Raw genomic sequence first — 19,928 nt, 5'->3', positions numbered from 1 at the left:
GCGGCCGAACGTGATTTGATGCTGTCTTTTATTGTTATGGTCAGAGCGCGGAACGATAGCACGATCAGGAGTTCTGCACAGTGACACGCAGACACTCTGTTGCTGTTTTGTTACCGGGGCGCACGCTAACTGTCTCGATCATTGCACAGCTAACCTCGAATAGAATAGCATCTTTTTGGTATTCTGTTTCGCAGTGCAAAACAATAGTTCAAAAACAAGAGGATGAGATGTCTACTCCTGAGCACTACGCCGTCAGCGCACAGCTGGCCGAGCTGGGTCACACCACGCTTTTCGATATCCTGGACCAGTCCTGCAGTCGCTATGGCGACCAGCCGGCGTTCTCCTGCGGTGCCGACACTCTGTCCTTTAACCAGCTGCGCGGGCGTGCCGACGCCTTTGCCCGCTATCTGCGTCAGCACGCCGGGCTGCAGCCGGGTGACCGGCTGGCGATCCAGCTGCCGAACCTGCTGCAATACACCGTCGCCATTTTTGGCGCGCTGCGTGCCGGTCTGGTGATCGTCAACACCAACCCCCAATACACCCCCTATGAAACCCGCCACCAGTTTGCCGACTCCGGTGCCCGCGCCGTCGTCGTACTCGACAAGCTGGTTCCGCTGGTGCGCAAGATTCAGGACGAGACCGAGATCGAAACACTGATCGTCACCAGCATGGACGATTACAGCAACCCGCAATTCGATAGCAGCGAGTCGGACGAGGTGCGCTTTATGCAGGCGTTGCGGCTGGGTGATGAATTGCCCCCGGTTGCCATTGAGCGCGGGCTGGACGACCTGGCGTTGCTGCAATACACCGGCGGTACCACTGGCGTGTCGAAGGGCGCGATGCTGACCCACCGCAATATCCTCTGCAACGTGCTGCAGGCGGTGAGCGTCTTCAAGGAAGGGGACGTGACCTACGGCGGTGAAGTGCGGGTCTCGCCGCTGCCGCTGTACCATATCTTCGCCTTCACCGCGAACTGCATTGCCTCGGTGTTTACCGGTTTCCATACCATCCTGATCACCAATCCACGGGATCTTGATGGCTTGATCGCCGACCTCAAGCGTCACCCCATAACCCTGCTGACCGGGATCAACTCATTGTTTGTATCGCTGATGAACCACCCGGAGTTCGACAGCGTCGATTTCAGCCGCCTGAAATGGGTGAACTCTGGCGGTGCGCCGCTGAACACCGAGATCGCCCGCCGCTGGCAGGAGCGTACCGGCAGTGTGGTTCGCGAAGGCTACGGCCTGACCGAAACCTCACCGGTGGTGGTGGCCTCGACCTCGAAGACCCCCTACAAGGAAGGTTTCATCGGTCAGCCGGTGATCGACACCTGGGTCAAGACCGTGGATGACGAAGGCAACGAGACCCCGCGCGGTGAGCCGGGCGAAGTGCTGATCAAGGGGCCGCAGGTAATGCAGGGCTACTGGCATCGCCCGGATGAGACCGCAGCTACCTTTACCGACGATGGCTGGCTGAAGACCGGTGACGTTGGTCTGCTGGACGAAGAGGGCTTCCTCAAACTGGTCGACCGCAAGAAGGACATGATTCTGGTGTCTGGTTTCAACGTCTATCCGAACGATGTTGAAGACGCGGTCATGCGTCATGCCGGCGTGCGCGAGTGCGTCGCAGTGGGTGTGCCGGATGAGCGTACTGGCGAGGCGATCAAGATTTTCGTCAGCCTCAACGACGCAGGTCTGGACGACGCGGCCATCATTGCCCACTGCCGCGAAAACCTGACCGGTTATAAGATTCCCAAGCACGTCGAGATTCGCGACGAACTGCCCAAATCCACCGTTGGCAAGCTGCTGCGCCGGGTGCTGCGTGATGAAGCGAACGGCGAGGCGAAGGCGTGAACGCCTCTCTGCAGTTCAGTCTGCAGGATGGCATCGCTGAAATACGGCTGGACGATGGCAAGGTTAACGCGCTGTCGGAGAGCATGCTGGAGCAGTTGCTGGCCGCTATCGCTACGGCGGCAGAGGCGGACGCAGCGCTGCTGATCAGCGGCCGCCCTGGTATTTTCAGTGGTGGTTATGACCGCAAGCTGATTGATGCCGGCGGGCCGGCCTGTGACGCGATGCGCGCGGCCGGTGACCGGTTGACGCTGGCGTTGCTGGACTATCCGGCACCGCTGGTGGTTGCCGCTAACGGGCACGCGATGGCCAAGGCGGCGTTCATGCTACTGCTGGCCGACTACCGGCTGGGCACCGAGGGTGATTATCGGGTGTCGCTGAATGAAGTCGCTATCGGCATGACCATGCCAGAGGGCGCCATGCTCCAGGCCCGGGCGCGGCTGTCGCCGCAGTGGCTCAGCCGCTGTGTGTTGCAGGCCGAGGTGTTTGCCTCGGCTGGCGCGTTGGAAGCCGGTTTCTTTGATGAGTTGCAGCCGGCCGAGCAACTGCTTGAGCGTGCCCGTGCCAAAATCCGACAGCTGGCCGGGCTGGACCGTCGCGCCTACCGTGAGACCCGGGCGCTGTTGAATGCGCCGTTGCGTGAGGCGTTTGTTGCTCTGCAGGGCTGATCGCCGGGGCACAGCATGCTGTGCCCCGGCGATCTTCCGGTCTTACTCCTTGAAATACGCGACCTGAGTGGTGGTCAGCAGCAGCTGACCGTCATCGCTCCACAGATGGGCGACCTGATCCGAATAATTGTTGTGCATGCGCGTGGCGTGGGCCTGACCGAGCAGATGACGGTCGCCGGCGCGTGCCAGTTGTTCGGTGTCGGCGTGAAAATAGTGGGTCAGCGACACCGTGCCGGCGGGAGTAAAGCGCTGGCGGCGGTGGAAGATGCGTGGTGCAAACACGTCGCCCAACGCGGTCAGTGACGCGAAGTCCAGCGGCCTGGGTGGATTGTCGCGGGTCCACAGCAGGGTTTCGCTATGGGCATCCTCGGGGTTGCCGTCGCCACGGCTGGGGTCAAACAAGCCCGAAACGTAACGGAAATCGTAGTTGCGGAACCAATTGCGCTCGCCGCGTACCAGTCGCGGCAGGCTGTCGGCCGGCGGCGCTGTCGGCATGTCGTGTTGCTGCTCGGACCAGGTCTCGCGGCGGGTGGCGAAGAACGCGGTACCGCTGGTAACCACCTCGCCGTCCTGGCGCTGCAGCAGCAGCCAGTGTTGGGTTGAGCGGTTGGTGCGCAGCGGGATGGCTTCCAGCTCGAAGGCACCGAGCTGTACCGGGCCGGCGAAGTTGATGGTCAGCGAGATCGGTTCGCCAATCCGCTCCGGGTGCTGCAGGGCACCGTTGAGCAGGGTTGCAGCGGTTACGCCGCCAAATGGCCCGACCATGTTCTGAAAACTGTCGTCGACGTTGCCCTTGAACAGGTTGGCACCTGCCGCGGTTAATGCGATGGCACGGTCAAAGGCGTGGCTGGCGGGAGTAGATGCGGTCATCTGCGGGATTCCGTTACGGCGGGAATGAGTCAATATGATGGTCATAATAGGCAGCGCCTGAGTGGTTTGGCCATCAAGCTTGACGCTGTGAATCCGCTGCTATCGACCGGGGAGAAGTGGGCGTTGCGGTGGTTTTCAGGTTGGGCTTCCGAGAGGGCGCGGGCACCCGTTGCGGGTGCCGCGCAAGGACGCTCAACCGCGCTGATAGGTACCAATCAGCCGGTTCATTGCTTTGGCGTGCGGTTCGATCTTCTCCAGCAATTGCCACAGCGTCAGACCGGCTGGCAGATTGAGCTCGGTGTCCAGCGCGATGACCCAGAAATAGTATTTGTGCTGACCGTGGCCTTCCGGAGGCAGCGGACCGTTGTAGCCGCTGTTGCCGAAGTTGTTTACGCCTTGAGTGTAGTCGCCGCAGGCTTCCGGCAACTCGCTGACGTTGGCCGGAATGTTGTACAGCACCCAATGCACGAAGCCATAGGTGCCGTTGGCGGAAATCAGCGGAGCGTCTGGGTCGTGGCAGATGACGGCGTAGGACTGGGTGTCCGCCGGTGCGTTCTTCCAGCTCAGGGCAGGAGAGACGTCAGCGTCGTCGCCGGTGTGTTTGGCAGCGATGGCGCCGTTGTTGGCAAAGGCGCTGCTGGTCAGTTCCAGTTCGTTGGAAAATGCGAATCCCATGGTGTTCTCCTTAAATTTTTAGCCGAAAACTACCGAAATACTAGTATGCGTCTGTGATGACACAAGCGCGTTTCACCTGATCAGGGCGCTCAGCAGCCAGAGCCCGAGCAGCACCCAGATGATGCCTAGCACGATCTTGCGGCGAATAAAGGCCCGCACGCCGGTGTAGATCAGAAACAGCCCAAGAATGACTGCAGCGATGCTCAGCAGGTTGCTGTTGACGCCGAGGGCACTGGCAAAGCCGTTGATAAAGTCCGAGCTGGCATTGCTCAGCATGGTGAACAGCCAAATCAGGCTGTCGATGACAACGCGGACGACGCTACCGATGGCGGAACCGAGCCATTCAAAGGGGCTGCTGGAGTTGAGCTGCATGCAAGGGGTCGCTGACAGGGAATGAGGGGATAGAAGCTATCAGCTTCAAGCCGCAAGCTTCAAGCCGCAAGCTAAAACCCAAACCAGGGCGAGGCAGGGGTTCTCAGCTTGTAGCTTGTAGCTTGTAGCTTGTAGCTCCGCGAGCGCGTTAAACGCGCTCGATCACCGCCGCTACACCCTGGCCCAGGCCGATGCACAGGCTGACCAGCGCATAACGCTTGCCGGTGCGTTCCAGTTGGCGCAGGGCGGTCAGGGTCAGGCGAGCGCCGGAGGCACCCAGCGGGTGACCGACAGCGATGGCGCCGCCGTTCGGGTTCAGGCGCGGGTCGTCAAAGGCGATACCCAACTGCTTGGCGCAACCGAGGACCTGGGAGGCGAAGGCTTCGTTGATCTCGATAACATCCATCTGGTCCAGCGTCAGGCCAGCGCGGCTCAGTGCCTTTTTGCAGGCTTCGACCGGGCCCAGACCCATTACGCGGGGAGCGACACCGGAAACCGCGCCGGCGAGGATGCGGGCGCGGGGTTTGACGCCGTATTTCTGGCCGACGGCCTCGCTGCCGATGATCAGCGCAGCGGCGCCGTCGTTGACCCCGGAGGCGTTGCCGGCGGTGACGACGCCGCCTTCAAACAGTGCCCGCAGACCGGACAGGGCGGCCATGTCACTGCTCGGACGCGGATGTTCATCCTGATCGACGATCTTGGCCGGCTTCTTGCGACCCTGAGAGACCTCGATGGGGTGGATTTCTTCAGCGAAGAAGCCTTCAGCGCGGGCCTTCTCATACAGCGCCTGACTGCGGGCGGCATAAGTGTCGGCTTCTTCACGGCTGATGCCCAGATCGGCAGCGACGTTGTCGGCGGTCTGCGGCATGGTGTCGTCACCGTACTGCTTCTCGACCTTGGGATTCGGGAAGCGCGCGCCGATGGTGCTGTCGAAGGCGCGGAAATCACGGCTGTAGGCGCTCTCGCTCTTAGCGATAACAAAGGGCGCGCGGCTCATGCTTTCCACACCACCAGCGACGAACAGTTCGCCTTCACCGGTTTTTACCGCTCGGGCGGCGTCGAGAATGGCTGCCAGACCAGAGCCGCACAGGCGGTTGATGGTGACACCGGCCACTTCCTGCGGTAGACCCGCCAGCAGCCCGGCGTGACGGGCGACGTTGCGCGCATCTTCGCCCGCCTGGTTGGTATTGCCCATGACCACGTCTTCGTAGTCCTGACCTTCGAACGGGTTGCGGGTGACCACGGCACGAATCACTTCCGCTAGCAGGTCATCGGGACGCACGCTGGCCAGGGCGCCGGCGTGGCGGCCGAACGGGGTACGCAAACCATCATAGATATAGGCAGTCATGCTCTTACTCCTGGAAATCGGGTGTGGTCAAAGGCAGTTCCAGCTGTACGCGACGACGCAGCCAGGGGCTGGGACGGTAGCGTGGCTCGCCGTAAACGGCCTGAATGTTGTTGAGGACGGCAAGAATGTTGGCTTCGCCATAATGCTCACCGAAGGCCAGCGGGCCTTTGGGGTAGCCCAGCGCCAGTTGAATGGCGCGGTCCAGCGTTTGTGGCGCGGTGATGCCTTTCTGCACAATTTCGCAGCCCAGATTGACCACGCTGGCGATCAGGCGCTGGATGACAAAGCCAGCCGAATCGTTGATCACCTCGACGGGGACGCCATCGGCGCCGAGGGCCTGACGGGCCTGGGCAACGATCTCGGCTTTGGCGGCGGGCTGACGCATCAACGTGCGGCGCTTGTCCCAGCTGGCGAAGCTGTCGAGTGCCAGGGTGCGCTCAGCAGGCAGGCCCAGTTGGGTCAGCGCGGTGCTGCAGTCATCGCCCAGCGGGGTGATCAGGCAGATGGCATCGTCCGATGGCTTGGTGCCAGTTTCCAGTGTGGCGCCAGCCTTGTTCAATACCTCGCTGACCTGGTTACGCAGTGCGTCGTCGTCAGTTTCCAGCCAGAACGGGCGAGTGATCAGCACGGTCTCGGGCTGCTGCTCAGCCGGCTCGATCTTCTGGCCGTCTTCGTAGCGGTAGAAGCCTTGGCCGGTCTTGCGGCCCAGCAGGCCGGCGGCGACGCGCTGGGCGGCGATGAACGACGGGGTGTAGCGCGGGTCGTGGTAGAACTGCTCGTAGACCGACTCCATCACCGCGTGGGACACGTCCAGCCCGGTCAGATCAAACAGCTCAAAGGGCCCCATGCGAAAGCCGGGGCCATCACGCAGAATGCGGTCGATCTGCGAAGGCGTCGCGACCCCTTCGCTGAGCATGCGCAGCGCTTCGGTGCCGAAGGCGCGACCGGCGTGGTTGACCAGGAAGCCGGGGGTGTCCGGGGTGATTGCCGGGAAGTGACCGGCCTGATCGGCCAGGGCGACCAGTGCCTGAATGTGGCGCTCGTCGGTGCGTTCACCGCGGACGACCTCGACGATTTTCATCAGCGGCACCGGGTTGAAGAAGTGGAAACCGGCAACGCGCTCGGGGTGTTTGGCGGTGCTGGCGATGCGGGTGACCGACAGCGATGAGGTGTTGGTAGCCAGTACGCAGTCTGCGCTGACGATGGCTTCCAGATCGGCAAACAGCTTCTGTTTGACCTCCAGCAGCTCGACGATGGCCTCGATCACCAGGTCGCAGTCGGCCAGGTCGGTCAGGTTGGCGGCTGGTTGCATGCGCGCGACGGTTGCCTCCAGCTCCGCTTCGGTCATCTTGCCCTTGGCCTGTGCCCGCTGCAGCAGGTTACGGTTGAAGGCCAGTGCATCGTCGATGGCCTCTGCACGGGTATCGAACAGCAGAACCTGCTGACCACTGCTGGCGAACAGCTGGGCGATACCGCGCCCCATGGCTCCGGCGCCGATGACGCCAATCCGCTTGAACATGCTTTGCCTCCTGGAGTACGCTCGTTGTTCCGCATGGCGAAACGGTATTTCGTTTAAGTGGTGCGAGATTAAATCCTGCGTTGTAGGAGTGCAAGTTTGGCGACAGTCTGCGCATGCTTGTGCGTGGCATACTCGCCCCCTTCAAACTGGCCGTTACTGCGTGCCGGGCAGGCCTGCCCGCCGTGACTGTCGTGTGGCCAGCCAGATCGAGTGTAGTGAATAAAAGGTGTCGCACCCGTGAATCAAGATGAACGTCAGGCCATTGCCCGTACCGTTACCGGCTTCTTTCAGGAGCTTGGTGCCCAGTTGGAAGAGTACTCGGAGGGGCGAGCTGTTGTCGGCCTGACTCTGACCGAAAAGCACATGAACAACGCCAGCTCATTGCATGGTGGGGTCACCGCCAGTCTGCTAGACATTGCTATGGGGCTCTGTGGTACCTGGGCGGCATCGGCAGAAGATCGCCGGGTTGCCATTACCCTGTCACTCAACACCAACTTCACCGCGACCGCGCCGGTTGGTACGCACGTGCGTGCGGTCGCTACCTGCCGCAACGCCGGTCACAAGGTATTCATGGCCAGTTGTGACCTGCTTGATCAGAACGACAAGCTGATCGGTTTTGGTGAGGGTGTATTCAAGAAGGGCGCCTATCGCAAGGACCTGCCGTGAGTGCTGCGCTGCTGCCGCTCGGTGTTGCGCTAGAGCTGGCAGGGCTGCTCAGTCACCAGCACTGGTTGAGCTGGCTCGCGGCTGGCGCCTTTGCAGTTTATTTCCTGCGCTTCTTCACCCGCCTGAACCCCTATCCACGTTGGCTCGGAATCTGCACGCTGGCAGTGCTGGCGGCGGCCATCGTGATAGCGCGTCCAGGTGCCGAGCTTTGGCCAAAGTTGGCCAGTTCGGTGGCCTACTACACCAGCTTTCTGGGTGCGCTGGGGTTGATGCAGTTACTGGCGCAGCGCTTGCCGCAGCTGCGCGAGCTGCACAAGGCGCTGCTATCCGGGTCCAAGGTCGTGCTGTATCCGCGTTATGTGCTGGCCGCCGGCAGTATCGGCTCGATTCTCAACTTCGGCATGATGAACCTGCTCTGTGGGACCCTGAGCGAGCATCTCAAGCGCTATTCGCTGACCGATGAGCAGCGCCGGGCCGGTCTGCGCAGCGTCATGGTGACGACGCTGCGGGGGTTTGCTCTGGTGCCGCTGCTGGCGCCAACCAGCGTGACCATTGCCATCATATCGCGGGAAATGCCCGAGCAGTCCTGGAGCACCATGGTGCCCTACGGCGCGGTTGCTGCGGTGATGATGATTGTGGTCGGCTGGCGCCGGGAAACCCGCGGGCTGCTGGCGCTGCGCGACAATATTGGTGACAGCAGCAAGGCCGATGGCATGCCGCAGCTGTTGATTGGTAGTCTGCTGGGCCTTGGTGCCATCGGCCTGCTGGCGTCCCTGACAACATTGAGCGCGTCGCAGGCGGCGATGGTGTTGGTGCCTGCCGGGGTTATCAGCTACCTGCTGTGGCGCGAACGCAAACCTGCGCAGGTGCTGCAGGAAGTGACCGACAATATGGTCAGCATGCACAACGAAATGTTTATCTTTGGCTGCGCCGCGTTGCTGGGTGGTGTGTTGGGCGCGGTGGCGCCGCTGGAGCAGATCGCTGCCTGGCTGGCGCAGGAGCCCAAGTACAATGTGCTGCTGGCGATTGGCAGCCTGTTTAGCACCATTACCTTGGCAGTGCTGGGGCTGGCACCGATTGTGTCGCTATCACTGACCGCGGGACTGCTGGCCCAGCTGTCACTGCTCGGGGTGCCGATCATGACGCCGGCGGTAGGGCTGATGTGCGGGTTTTCGCTGGCGATGATCTTCTCGCCCTTCGGTCCTTCGACGCTTATCCTGTCGCGCTACAGCGGCGAGTCACCGTATCAGGTGGCCTTTGGCTGGAACGGGCGCTTTGTTGCCAGCGTCATGCCGTTGCTGTTGTTGCTGATCTTCATTACCTACTGGTTGCAGAGCTGACATGCCTGAATTGCCTGAAGTCGAAACAACCCGCCGCGGGATTGCGCCGCACCTTGAGGGGCGCCGGGTTACCCGCCTGATCGTCCGCGATCGTCGCCTGCGCTGGCCGATTCCGGAGGATCTGGCGATCCAGATCGAAGGGCAGCTGTTCGAGCGTATTGACCGCCGTGCCAAGTACCTGCTGATGCGGATCGGCGGCGGCACGTTGATTGGTCACCTGGGAATGTCGGGCAGTTTGCGGCTGGTGCCGGCAGGCTCGCCGGCGGCCAAGCACGATCACGTCGATATCGAATTGGATTCGGGCATGGCGCTGCGCTACACCGATCCCAGGCGCTTCGGCGCGCTGCTTTGGGCGCGGGCGGACGAGCCGCATGCACTGCTCGGCAAGCTTGGGCCGGAACCGCTGTCCGATGCTTTCGATGGCGAGCGACTCTACCAGTTGTCGCGCAGTAAGAGCACCGCGATTAAACCCTTCATCATGGATAACGCCGTGGTGGTCGGGGTCGGTAACATTTATGCGACTGAAGCCCTGTTTGCCGCGGGCATTGATCCGCGCCGGGAGGCGGGGCGGGTCAGCCGTCAGCGCTATCAACGGCTGGCCGAAGAGATCAAGCGCATCCTGGCCAGGGCAATCGAGCAAGGCGGGACCACGCTGCGTGACTTCGTTGGCGGCGATGGTCAACCTGGTTACTTCAAGCAGGAGCTGTTTGTTTACGGACGCGGCGGGGAGCTGTGCAAGCAGTGCGGTACCACGCTTTCAGAGTGCCGGCTGGGCCAGCGTAGCACCGTGTTCTGCCGACAGTGTCAACGCTAGACGGATGAATTACCGACTTGCCCTGCGCATGCTGACGCCCGCTCAAGCTGCGCTGTGTCGCAATTTTCATCAGGTGCGTTCCGTAACGCCGGGTTTGTGCCTACAATGAAGGCGATGCCGTGGGCCCACAGGAGTTTGGGACACGCAACCAGATCATTGCCTTTCGGGCCACAACCAGGGATTAACTATGCGCCTGTTACGTCATTCCACCGCACTTGTCGCCGGCCTGCTGATGAGCGCCAGCGTCATGGCTGCCGATTCCTACAACAACTACCAGCAAGACGAGCCGGGCTACTTTGCCATGATCGGTGATCTGGTTATCGCGCGTCCGTTGCTGCTGGGTGCCACCGTGCTGGGTACCGGCGCCTTTCTGGTCAGCCTGCCGTTCAGTGCGTTGGGCGGAAACGTGCCCGAGGCCGGGCGCGAGCTGGTCATTCGTCCTGCCGAGGAAACCTTCGTGCGCTGCCTGGGCTGTACCCGCGCGGGCTATGGTCGTCAGCAGCAGGACGAGCTTCGCTGAGATTGACGCAGCAGGGTTGTTGTTGGCGTCGGCGCTGATGTTGCCACCCTGGAGAGTGAGGGGTGGCTGATGCATTGAACACCAGTCGCCTGATTCGTTCGCGACTGGCGAAGCTACGCCCGATCGGCATGGCCTTCGGGCTGGCTCTGGTGCTGTTGTTGTTCCTCAAGCACCAGTCGCTGGCCCAGCTGTTTGCCGGTGTTGCTCTGTTTCTGCTTGGCATGCGCTATTTGGAGGACGGCTTCCGTGCCTTCTCCGGCGGTGCACTGGAGCGTTGGTTGGCGATCAGCACCGACCGGCTCTGGAAGAGTCTTACCTTTGGTACGGTCAGTACCGCGCTGGTGCAATCCAGCTCGCTTGTCACCCTTCTTAGTATCGCTTTTCTCAGCGCCGGCCTGATCAGTCTGACGGCGGGGATCGGTATTGTCTTTGGTGCCAATCTGGGCACCACTACCGGCGCCTGGCTGATTGCGCTGATTGGCCTCAAGGTTGATCTAGCGCAGGTGGGTATGCCCTTGCTGGTGCTCGGTGTGTTGTTCGAGCGTAACAGCGCGGCGCGCTGGCGAGGTACAGGTCAGGTGCTGCTGGGTATTGGTTTGCTGTTTCTTGGTATCGACCTGATGAAGCTTGGCTTCGATGGTATGCAGCAAATCTTCGACCTGTCCGCCTACAGCGTCGGCGGCTGGCAGGGCATGCTGCTCTACGCGCTGCTCGGTATTCTGGCGACGGTACTGATGCAGTCCAGCCATGCCACCCTGATGATCACCTTGGCGGCGCTTGCCAGCGGCCAGCTTGAATATACCAATGCACTGGCGATGGCGGTGGGTGCCAACCTGGGAACCACGGTGACTGCTGTGCTTGCTGCTCTGGGTGCCAATAATGCCGGTCGCCAGTTGGCCGTCGCGCATATTTTGTTCAACCTGGTGACCGGCGTTGTTGCGCTGTCGGTGCTGCCGGTGTTGGCACAGGTGGTCGATACCCTGGCCGGCTGGCTTGGTATTGCGGCCGAGTCCTACACCCTCAAGCTGGCTTTGTTCCATACGCTGTTCAATCTCCTCGGGCTGGCGCTGATGCTGCCGTTGATACCGGTGCTGGTGCGCCTGCTGACCCGGCTGCTGCCACCTCCGAGTGAGCCGGTTAACGAGGAGCTGGCGGATCGTCCGCGTTCCCATGCGCTCTACCTCGACGGTGCCGCACAACTGCACGCAGGGTCGGCGGTCAGGGTGTTGCAGCAGGAGCTAGCTCATCTCGCCGCAACCAGTCGACAGGTTATTGCGTCGGCGTTGTATCTGCCGAGCAGTTTCCGTCAGGACATGACTCGAGAACGGGATCCGGGTGAGGCATTGGCGGTGCCGCCGCTGGCCGAACGGGAGGACGCGGATGCGCTCTATCATCAGCACATCAAGGGTATTTACGCCGACATCGTCGACTTTATCGGGCATCTTGACTGCGAACTGCTGCCGGAACAGCAGCAGGCGCTGATGGATGTAAACCTGGCCGCACGGGACCTTGTGGAGTCGGTGAAGGCAGCCAAGCACCTGCAAACCAACCTGCGCAAGCATCTTGAGAGCCCGCGTCAGGCCATGCGTGACGGTTATCGCCAGCTGCGCGAGCAGGGCATGCTGCTGTTGAGTGATCAGGCCCGGCGGGAGGCCGAGTCATTGTCCGGCGCCGCCGATCGGCAGCAGTCGGCTGACTATCTGGATCAGGAGCAGCTGTTTCGTAGTCAGTTCGAGCAGCGTCTGCAACAGCAGCTGCGCGCTGGCGAGCTGGACGGCTGGCAGGCAACCAGTCTGATCAACGATCTGCATTACCTGCTGGAGATCAGCAGCAACCTGCGCGCCGCGCATGACATGATCTATACCCGTGCGGCGCTGACGGAGGCAGCCTGAACAGCTGCGGTGTGGCGCATTGTTCGCGGTAAATCACAGACATAAAAAAACGCCTGATGCAGCGCATCAGGCGTTTTTTGTTACTGCCGAGTAACGCGAGCCTTATTTGGCTGCGCGCTTCTCTTTTTCCTTCGCGATCACGGCTTCGGCAACGTTGGCCGGGCACGCGGAGTAGTGCGAGAACTCCATGGAGAACTGACCGCGACCGGAAGTCATGGTACGCAGGGTGCTGATGTAGCCGAACATTTCTGCCAGCGGTACATCGGCCTTGATGCGGACGCCAGTTACACCGGCTTCCTGGCCTGCGATCATGCCGCGACGACGGTTCAGGTCACCGATAACGTCACCAACGTGGTCTTCAGGAGTGAACACGTCAACCTTCATGATCGGCTCCAGCATCTGCGGGCCGGCCTTCGGCATGGACTGACGGAACGCACCCTTGGCCGCGATTTCGAACGCGATGGCCGAGGAGTCAACGGCGTGGTAGCCACCGTCAGTCAGTTCGAAGGAAACATCCAGAACCGGGAAGCCAGCCAGCGGGCCAGTGTCCATCAAAGAGGCGAAGCCCTTCTCGATGGCCGGGAAGTATTCCTTCGGAACGTTACCGCCAACAACGCTGGACTTGAAGGTGAAGCCGGAGTTCGGCTCGCCGGGACGGATGACGTAGTCGATCTTACCGTACTGGCCGGAACCACCAGACTGCTTCTTGTGGGTGTAGCTGTCGGCGATCTCGCGAGTAATGGTCTCGCGGTAGGCCACCTGCGGCTGACCAACAACCAGTTCAACGCCATAGGTACGCTTGAGGATGTCGACCTTGATGTCCAGGTGCAGCTCGCCCATGCCCTTGAGGATGGTTTCGCCGGAATCCGGATCAGTCTCAACGCGGAAGGTCGGATCTTCTGCAACCATCTTGCCGATCGCGATACCCATTTTCTCGGTGGAGCCTTTGTCCTTCGGCTCAACGGAGATGGAGATTACCGGCTCGGGGAAGACCATCGCTTCCAGGGTGCAGGGGTCCTTCGGATCACACAGGGTGTGACCGGTCTGAACGTTTTTCATGCCAACGATGGCGATGATGTCACCGGCCTGGGCGCTGGTCAGTTCATTCCGCTCGTCTGCCTGCATCTCCACCATACGGCCGACGCGCTCGGTCTTGCCGGTGAAGGAGTTCAGGATGGTGTCACCCTTGGCCAGCTTGCCGGAGTAGATGCGGCAGAAGGTCAGGGCGCCGAAACGGTCGTCCATGATCTTGAATGCCAGGGCGCGGAAGGGTTCGTCGGCAGACACGATGGCGAACTTGCCGGTCGGGTTGCCTTCTTCGTCGGTCAGCGGCTGCGGGTTAACCTCAGTCGGGGACGGCAGGTAGTCAACAACGGCGTCGAGCAGCAGTTGCATGCCCTTGTTCTTGAACGCAGAACCGCAGTAGGTCGGGAAGAATGCCAGTTCCAGAGTGCCCTTGCGGATGCAGCGCTTGATGTCGTCGATGGCCGGCTCTTCGCCGTCCATGTACGCCATCATCAGGTCGTCGTCCATTTCGACAGCCATTTCGATCAGCTGTTCGCGGTACATTTCGACGTCGTCGGCCATGTCGGCCGGTACGTCTTCAACCTTGTAGTTTTCCGGTTGTCCGGTTTCGTCCCAGATGTAGGCTTTGCGGGTCAGCAGGTCAACCACACCGGAGAAGGTGTCTTCGCGGCCAATCGGCAGGGTCATGATCAGCGGCTTGGCGCCCAGCACGTTCTTGACCTGCTCGGTCACGCGGATGAAGTCTGCGCCGATACGGTCCAGCTTGTTGACGAAGATCAGACGGGAAACTTTGGAGTCGTTCGCGTAGCGCCAGTTGGTTTCGGACTGGGGCTCAACGCCGCCGGAACCACAGAATACGCCGATACCGCCGTCGAGTACTTTCAGCGAACGATACACTTCTACGGTGAAGTCAACGTGGCCGGGGGTGTCGATGACGTTGAAACGGTGGCCTTTCCAGAAGCAGCTGACAGCAGCGGACTGAATGGTAATACCGCGCTCGGCTTCCTGTTCCATGAAGTCTGTGGTGGACTCACCCTCGTGTACTTCACCCAGCTTGTGGATCTTGCCGGTGAGTTTGAGGATACGTTCGGTAGTAGTTGTCTTACCGGCATCAACGTGGGCGAAGATACCAATATTACGGTAGAGGGATAGATCAGTCATGGCACTCTCTGATAGCCGGGTGAAAAAACAGGCGGTCAATATACAGGAATCGAAAAAGAAACTCTCGGCTTTTACGATGAAATAGTGTTAAGGCCCCTGCCGTCTGTCTGGCGATGGCACTATGCGGGCGTTGATTGTTTATAGCTGTGCGCAATCAAGCGGCATCAGCTCGGTTTATCTGAGCGCGTGCGCGCGGCACGGCTGTTAAGGTGTCGCCTTTTTTCCTGCAACTGCAGTGTTGTAAATCACCTTGACATCAAACTACCCAGCGGAGAACAGCCGTGGCCGATAACAACAGCAATATGAGCGACGAGGCGGTCGTAGAAGAGCGTGTCGGTTTTCAGATGCCGCACATCTACGTCATTCTTTTTGTATTTACCGCTATCGCAGCGGTGCTGACGCACTTTATCCCTGCGGGGCTTTACGATCGCGTGACCTTGGAGAATGGCCGGGTCGCAATCAACCCCGAGAGTTACCGCCAGGTCGAGGCAACCCCGGTCAGCCTCGAACAGTTCATGCTGGCGATTCCGCAGGGCCTGGTCGATGCTTCCATGGTGGTATTTTTCACCTTCATTATCGGCGGCATGTTCATGGTCATCCGCACCACTGGCGTGATCGACATCGCCGTGGATAAGCTGACCCGCCGCTTTGCCAACCGCTCCGTGCTTATTCTGCCGGTGCTGATGCTGACCTTTTCGGTGGTGGCAACACTGATTGGCACCCAGGAACTGGCGTTGGTCTATGTGCCGGTTATCCTGCCGCTGATGATCGCACTGCGTTTTGACAGTATTACTGCAGTGGGCGTCGCGCTGCTGGCGACGACCGCCGGGTTCTCCGCTGGGGTGCTCAACCCGATCAACACCGGCCTGGGTCAGATGATCGCCGAGGTGCCGATCTACTCTGGTGCCGGTTTGCGCTCGCTGCTGTTCCTGCTGCTGGTCGGGTCAGGTGTACTCTATATCACTCGCTATGCCTTGAAGGTGCGCGCCAACCCCGAATTGAGCCTGATGGCCGGTGACAGCAAGGAAGCCGAGAAGCGTCGCCATTATCAGAACGAGGAAATCGGTGAGCCGATGCACTTCAGTCCCCGTCAGTTCTGGGCAGGCATGGCGGCGCTGGGTTTCTTCGCGGTGATGGTCTGGGGCGTGCTGACGCGTGGCTGGTTCATGATGGAGATGGCGGGTCTGTTCGTCATCATGGGTGTGGCTGTGGGTATGATCGCTGGCCTGTCGTTGGGCAATATCTGCGAAGCGTTCAACCGTGGATTTCGCGAGGTCTTGGTTGGCGCCATGATTTGTGGCCTCGCCCGTGCCGTTGCGGTGATGCTCGAGCAGGGGCAGGTAATGGATACCTTGGTATTTGGCCTGGGCAATCTGGTTGGTTCTTTCCCCGAGACGCTGGCCGCAGTGGGCATGTTTATCTCCCAAGTGGCTTTCAACTTTGTCATTCCGTCCGGAAGCGGACAGGCACTGGTGACCATGCCGATCATGGCGCCGTTGTCTGATCTGATTGGTGTAACTCGGCAAACGGCGGTGTTGGCGTATCAGTTGGGTGACGGTCTGTCGAACATCCTGTATCCGACCTCGGGCTACTTTATGGCCACACTGGCGCTGGGCGGTGTCACCTGGGATCGCTGGGTACGTTTTTTCCTGCCGCTGTTCGGCATCTGGATCGGCATTTCCCTGTGCTTTGTTATCTATGCCCAAGTGGTAGGCTGGACGGGCTGAGTCTCCTTCGCGTTCAGATGCGTATGAAAAGCCGGACCAGCGATATCGTGGTCCGGCTTTTTTCTGCCTGGTGACAACAGCAGCCGTGCTGCGCTCGCTTGGGCGATTGGCCGATATAGGGTGGTGAACTCGAGTTCTATCGCCCTTGGACTGGGTTGCTTGGCACGCGCGTGACCGGGTTGTTGATCAGCGACACCAGGACAAAGCTCAGCAGCATCAATAGATACCAAGAGCTCAGTTTGGCCAGAGAGACCATGTGCCACTGTTCTTTCTGGTTGGGGTAGACCCAGATGTTGGCGTAGGTGGCGATGTTTTCGGCAATCCAGATGAACAGCGCCACCAGAAACCAGCCTAGCAGCAAGGGCATCCAGCGATGGGTCTTGCTGATCTTGAAATGAATTTGCGTCCGCCAGAAGAGGTAGGCCGTGGTCGCCAGTAATACCCAGCGCAAATCCCAGACAAAGTGATGGGTAAAGAAGTTGAGGTAGATCAGGATGACCAGTACCACGGTCTGCCAGTGCACCGGGTAGTGGGTGTATTGAAAGTCAAAAAGGCGCCAGACGCGGGCGATATAGCTACCCACCGCGCTGTACATGAAACCGGTAAACAAAGGCACGTTACCGATACCAAACAGGTACGCCTCCGGGTACTGCCAGGAGCCGATGGCATCCGAGGTCTTGAACAGCTCCATGATCGTGGCGGTGACATGAAACACCACAATCACCATGGACTCGCGCAGGGTTTCCAAACGCGCGGCCAGCATAAATAGCTGAAAGCCGATCGCGGCGAGGAAGATGAAGTCGTAACGGTGCAGCCCTTCAATCGGGTACCAGTAGCGGGTCACCACCATCACCAGCAACAAAAAACCGCCGAACAGGCAGGCATAGGCCTGTTTGAGACCGAAACGCCAGAACTCGTAGATAAAGGTTTTTATACGAATACCTTTGCGTCGTGATGCGGTTGGTTTGTTGCCGGGTTATTCGCTTGGTACCGGTGCCGCCTGCGCCTGCACGCTGGCGGCGCCGATACCGCGAGGATCACTGGCTGCGGAGACGCGGTTGGTTGCCTTGTCCCAGGACACCGCGTGCATGTTGCCGTAGTCACGGCCCACTGGTTCGATCCGATGCCCCATTGCTTCCAGCGCCTGACGCTGCTGCTCGGTGAAGGCGGCGTCTTCGACCTGAATGTAGTCCGGCAGGTACTGATGGTGAAAGCGCGGGCGGCTGACCCAGCGCTCGACCGGCTCACCGTGCATGGCTTCCAGTGCGCCCAACAGCACCATGGTGATGATGCGGCTGCCGCCAGGGGTGCCGAGCAGCGCGAGTTGGCGGTCGTTTTCCAGCATGGTCGGGGTCATGCTCGACAACGGACGCTTGCCGGGTGCAATCGCGTTGGCCTCACTGCCGGCCAGACCATACGCGTTGCTGCCGCTCGGGTCGGCAGCGAAATCGTCCATCTCGTTGTTGAGTAGTACGCCGGTGCCGGGCGGGGTGAAGGCCGCGCCGAACGGCAGGTTGATGCTCAGGGTGGCGGCGACGGCATTGCCATCGGCATCGATCAGCGAGAAGTGGGTGGTGTTGGTGCCTTCATGGAAGTCGCGCAGTGGGCCGAGTTCACTGCTGCGGGTGGCGCGCTCGGGGTCGATATCCCGGGCCATTGCCACGGCGTAGGCCTTGGAGGTCAGCTCGGCCACCGGCACGGGCACAAAGTCGTTGTCGCCTAGCAGCATGGCACGGTCGCGGTAGACACGGCGCATCAGCTCGACCAGTTGGTGAGTCTGCGCAATCGAGCGATTGGGGCTGGCAGGTAGTGCGGGCAGCGCCTGCAGAATACCGGCCAGGGCGATGCCGCCAGCGGACGGCAGTGGCGCGCTGATGACCTGATAGCCACCACTGACAAAGCGGATCGGACTGCGCTCAATGACCCGATAGTTATCCAGATCCTGCTGCTGCCAGACGCCGCCGGCGGCCTGAACGCCGCTCAGCAGCCGTTCAGCAACGGGGCCACGATAGAAGCCGTCGCGTCCTTCGCTGGCAATGGCGCGCAGGGTCTCAGCCAGCTCCGGCTGGGTGATCAGCGTGCCGACCTCGGGTGCCTGGTTATTGCGCAGAAACAGCCGAGTGGTCTCGGCGTCACGCTGCATGGCTTCCAGTCGGTAGCCGACCAGGGTGCGATAGTGCTCACTGCTGGTGAAGCCGTTTTCGGCGGCATCGATGGCTGGCGCCAGGGACTGAGCCAGCGGCAGGCGGCCATAATGGGTGGCGAGGTGGACCAGTGCGGCAGGTATGCCGGGGATGCCAGCGGCAAGCGGACCATTGATCGCCGGATCGCGCTGCACCTTGCCGCTGGCGTCGCGGTAAAGGTCGCGGCCTGCTCGGCCCGGCGCGGTCTCGCGGGCATCGATGAACCGGTAAGGTTGTTCGCTGTTGGCGGGCTGGCGCAGCAGGAAGAAGCCGCCGCCGCCAATGCCGGAACTGTATGGCTCGACGACCGCCAGCGTGGCGGCGACGGCGACAGCCGCATCAAAGGCGTTGCCGCCGTCGGCCATGATTTGCAGACCCGCTTTGGTCGCTACCGGGTGGGCGCTGGCTACGGCGTTGCGGCCGGGGCCGTCGGCTGCCTGCAGCGGCGCGGCGAGCGCCAGCAGGGCGGTGAGGCCGAGCAGGCGGGTGAGCGTGCGCACGCTGAGACTGATCATGGTCAGGCCTTACCGGTGAGGATCCGATACTTGTCCATCAACTCCTCCTGACTCTCGACGTTGTCCGGGTCGAGCGGGATGCAGTCGACCGGGCAGACCTGCTGGCACTGGGGCTCGTCGAAGTGACCGACGCACTCGGTGCACAGGTTGGGGTCAATGACGTAGATTTCCTCGCCCTGTGAGATGGCGCCGTTGGGGCACTCGGGCTCGCAGACATCGCAGTTGATGCAGTCATCGGTGATGATCAGAGACATGCGCGCGCTCTCCGCAGGATCAGGCGTGATAGCGCTGGATCAGCGCTTCATTCACGGCTGGATGAACAAACTTGGTAACGTCGCCACCCAGTGCGGCGATTTCGCGTACCAGGGTAGAGGAAATGTAGGAGTACTTCTCCGACGGCGTCAGGAACAGGCTTTCGACATCCGGGGCGAGTACGCGGTTCATGTTGGCCAGCTGGAATTCGTACTCAAAGTCGGATACCGCGCGCAGGCCGCGCAGCAGAACGTTGGCGTCCACTTCCTTGACGAAATGCGCGAGCAGCGAGGAGAAGCCGACCACCTCGACGTTGGGCAGGTGGCCCAGCACGGTGTTGGCTAGTTCGACGCGCTGCTCCAGGGTAAACGCTGGGTTTTTCTTCGGGCTGGCTGCCACGGCAACGACGACCCGATCAAACAGCCGTGATGCGCGTTCGACCAGATCGGTATGACCTTTGGTAATGGGGTCGAAGGTGCCGGGGTAGAGTACGGTATTCATGCGTGATCGAGTCCTGCGGCTGTGTTGTC

18 protein-coding genes are annotated in these 19,928 nt (G+C 60.9%); 8 read left to right on the top strand and 10 right to left on the bottom strand.

Annotated elements, in window-relative coordinates:
* Positions 1 to 227: 227 nt before the first annotated feature.
* Both C1949_RS00815 and C1949_RS00810 read left to right on the top strand, forming a co-directional pair.
* Positions 228 to 1,853: an AMP-binding protein gene (locus C1949_RS00815; RefSeq protein WP_104736573.1), complete on the top strand. Its 1,626-nt coding sequence runs from the start codon at positions 228 to 230 to the stop codon at positions 1,851 to 1,853.
* The gene (locus C1949_RS00810; protein WP_104736572.1) at positions 1,850 to 2,518 is read left to right on the top strand and encodes a crotonase/enoyl-CoA hydratase family protein; all 669 of its coding nucleotides are present in this window, start codon (positions 1,850 to 1,852) and stop codon (positions 2,516 to 2,518) included. Before C1949_RS00815 ends, C1949_RS00810 begins: the two co-directional genes overlap by 4 nt.
* Positions 2,519 to 2,560: 42 nt before the next feature.
* On the opposite strand, the gene C1949_RS00805 is transcribed toward C1949_RS00810, so the two are convergent.
* From C1949_RS00805 to C1949_RS00785, 5 genes are all read right to left on the bottom strand, one after another.
* Entirely contained in the window at positions 2,561 to 3,388 is an 828-nt protein-coding gene (locus tag C1949_RS00805) for an acyl-CoA thioesterase (protein WP_104736571.1), read from the bottom strand.
* A 192-nt stretch (positions 3,389 to 3,580) separates the two neighbouring features.
* Positions 3,581 to 4,063, bottom strand: a complete 483-nt coding sequence (locus C1949_RS00800; protein WP_104736570.1) for a YbhB/YbcL family Raf kinase inhibitor-like protein — start codon at positions 4,061 to 4,063, stop codon at positions 3,581 to 3,583.
* A gap of 72 nt (positions 4,064 to 4,135) precedes the next feature.
* Complete coding sequence (locus C1949_RS00795) at positions 4,136 to 4,435, bottom strand: hypothetical protein (RefSeq protein WP_104736569.1); 300 nt, start codon at positions 4,433 to 4,435, stop codon at positions 4,136 to 4,138.
* Positions 4,436 to 4,583: 148 nt separating this feature from the next.
* Positions 4,584 to 5,783: a 3-oxoadipyl-CoA thiolase gene (locus tag C1949_RS00790; RefSeq protein ID WP_104736568.1), complete on the bottom strand. Its 1,200-nt coding sequence runs from the start codon at positions 5,781 to 5,783 to the stop codon at positions 4,584 to 4,586.
* A 4-nt stretch (positions 5,784 to 5,787) separates the two neighbouring features.
* Positions 5,788 to 7,302 (bottom strand): 3-hydroxyacyl-CoA dehydrogenase, encoded by a 1,515-nt coding sequence (locus C1949_RS00785; protein ID WP_104736567.1) that lies wholly within the window; start codon positions 7,300 to 7,302, stop codon positions 5,788 to 5,790.
* Positions 7,303 to 7,539: 237 nt separating this feature from the next.
* Here C1949_RS00785 and C1949_RS00780 point away from each other — a divergent pair, with 237 nt between their 5' ends.
* The 5 genes from C1949_RS00780 (at position 7,540) to C1949_RS00760 (ending at position 12,534) form a co-directional block, all read left to right on the top strand.
* Positions 7,540 to 7,968 carry a PaaI family thioesterase gene (locus C1949_RS00780; RefSeq protein WP_104736566.1) on the top strand — a complete coding sequence of 143 codons (429 nt, stop codon included), beginning with the start codon at positions 7,540 to 7,542 and terminating at the stop codon, positions 7,966 to 7,968.
* A complete protein-coding gene (locus C1949_RS00775; protein ID WP_104736565.1) occupies positions 7,965 to 9,308 on the top strand; it encodes a hypothetical protein in 1,344 nt (447 codons plus the stop codon). The genes C1949_RS00780 and C1949_RS00775 overlap by 4 nt, the downstream gene beginning before the upstream one ends.
* A 1-nt stretch (position 9,309) precedes the next feature.
* Positions 9,310 to 10,122 (top strand): bifunctional DNA-formamidopyrimidine glycosylase/DNA-(apurinic or apyrimidinic site) lyase, encoded by an 813-nt coding sequence (gene mutM, locus C1949_RS00770; RefSeq protein ID WP_104736564.1) that lies wholly within the window; start codon positions 9,310 to 9,312, stop codon positions 10,120 to 10,122.
* A gap of 187 nt (positions 10,123 to 10,309) precedes the next feature.
* Entirely contained in the window at positions 10,310 to 10,642 is a 333-nt protein-coding gene (locus C1949_RS00765; RefSeq protein ID WP_104736563.1) for a multidrug transporter, read from the top strand.
* A gap of 62 nt (positions 10,643 to 10,704) precedes the next feature.
* A complete protein-coding gene (locus tag C1949_RS00760) occupies positions 10,705 to 12,534 on the top strand; it encodes a Na/Pi cotransporter family protein (RefSeq protein WP_104736562.1) in 1,830 nt (609 codons plus the stop codon).
* A gap of 102 nt (positions 12,535 to 12,636) precedes the next feature.
* Here the strand turns inward: C1949_RS00760 and fusA are convergent, their stop codons facing one another.
* Positions 12,637 to 14,721, bottom strand: a complete 2,085-nt coding sequence (gene fusA, locus C1949_RS00755) for an elongation factor G (protein WP_104736561.1) — start codon at positions 14,719 to 14,721, stop codon at positions 12,637 to 12,639.
* A 281-nt stretch (positions 14,722 to 15,002) separates the two neighbouring features.
* On the opposite strand from fusA, the gene C1949_RS00750 reads away from it, so the two are divergent.
* Positions 15,003 to 16,448: a YfcC family protein gene (locus C1949_RS00750; RefSeq protein WP_211287028.1), complete on the top strand. Its 1,446-nt coding sequence runs from the start codon at positions 15,003 to 15,005 to the stop codon at positions 16,446 to 16,448.
* 136 nt (positions 16,449 to 16,584) lie between these two features.
* Here C1949_RS00750 and C1949_RS00745 read toward each other — a convergent pair whose 3' ends face one another.
* From C1949_RS00745 to coaD, 4 genes are read right to left on the bottom strand one after another with little or no spacing between them, the layout of a single operon-like run.
* The gene (locus C1949_RS00745; protein WP_268236178.1) at positions 16,585 to 17,370 is read right to left on the bottom strand and encodes a DUF817 domain-containing protein; all 786 of its coding nucleotides are present in this window, start codon (positions 17,368 to 17,370) and stop codon (positions 16,585 to 16,587) included.
* Between the two features lie 54 nt (positions 17,371 to 17,424).
* Complete coding sequence (gene ggt / locus C1949_RS00740) at positions 17,425 to 19,146, bottom strand: gamma-glutamyltransferase (RefSeq protein WP_104736559.1); 1,722 nt, start codon at positions 19,144 to 19,146, stop codon at positions 17,425 to 17,427.
* Positions 19,147 to 19,148: 2 nt separating this feature from the next.
* Positions 19,149 to 19,400, bottom strand: a complete 252-nt coding sequence (locus C1949_RS00735; protein ID WP_104736558.1) for a YfhL family 4Fe-4S dicluster ferredoxin — start codon at positions 19,398 to 19,400, stop codon at positions 19,149 to 19,151.
* A 19-nt stretch (positions 19,401 to 19,419) separates the two neighbouring features.
* Positions 19,420 to 19,899, bottom strand: a complete 480-nt coding sequence (gene coaD / locus C1949_RS00730) for a pantetheine-phosphate adenylyltransferase (protein ID WP_104736557.1) — start codon at positions 19,897 to 19,899, stop codon at positions 19,420 to 19,422.
* Positions 19,900 to 19,928: the final 29 nt, after the last annotated feature.

Source organism: Halopseudomonas oceani, assembly GCF_002903165.1.
Lineage (GTDB): Bacteria > Pseudomonadota > Gammaproteobacteria > Pseudomonadales > Pseudomonadaceae > Halopseudomonas > Halopseudomonas oceani.
The sequence above is the reverse complement of the archived record's forward strand: the minus strand, read 5'-3'. Positions and strand labels throughout refer to the sequence as shown.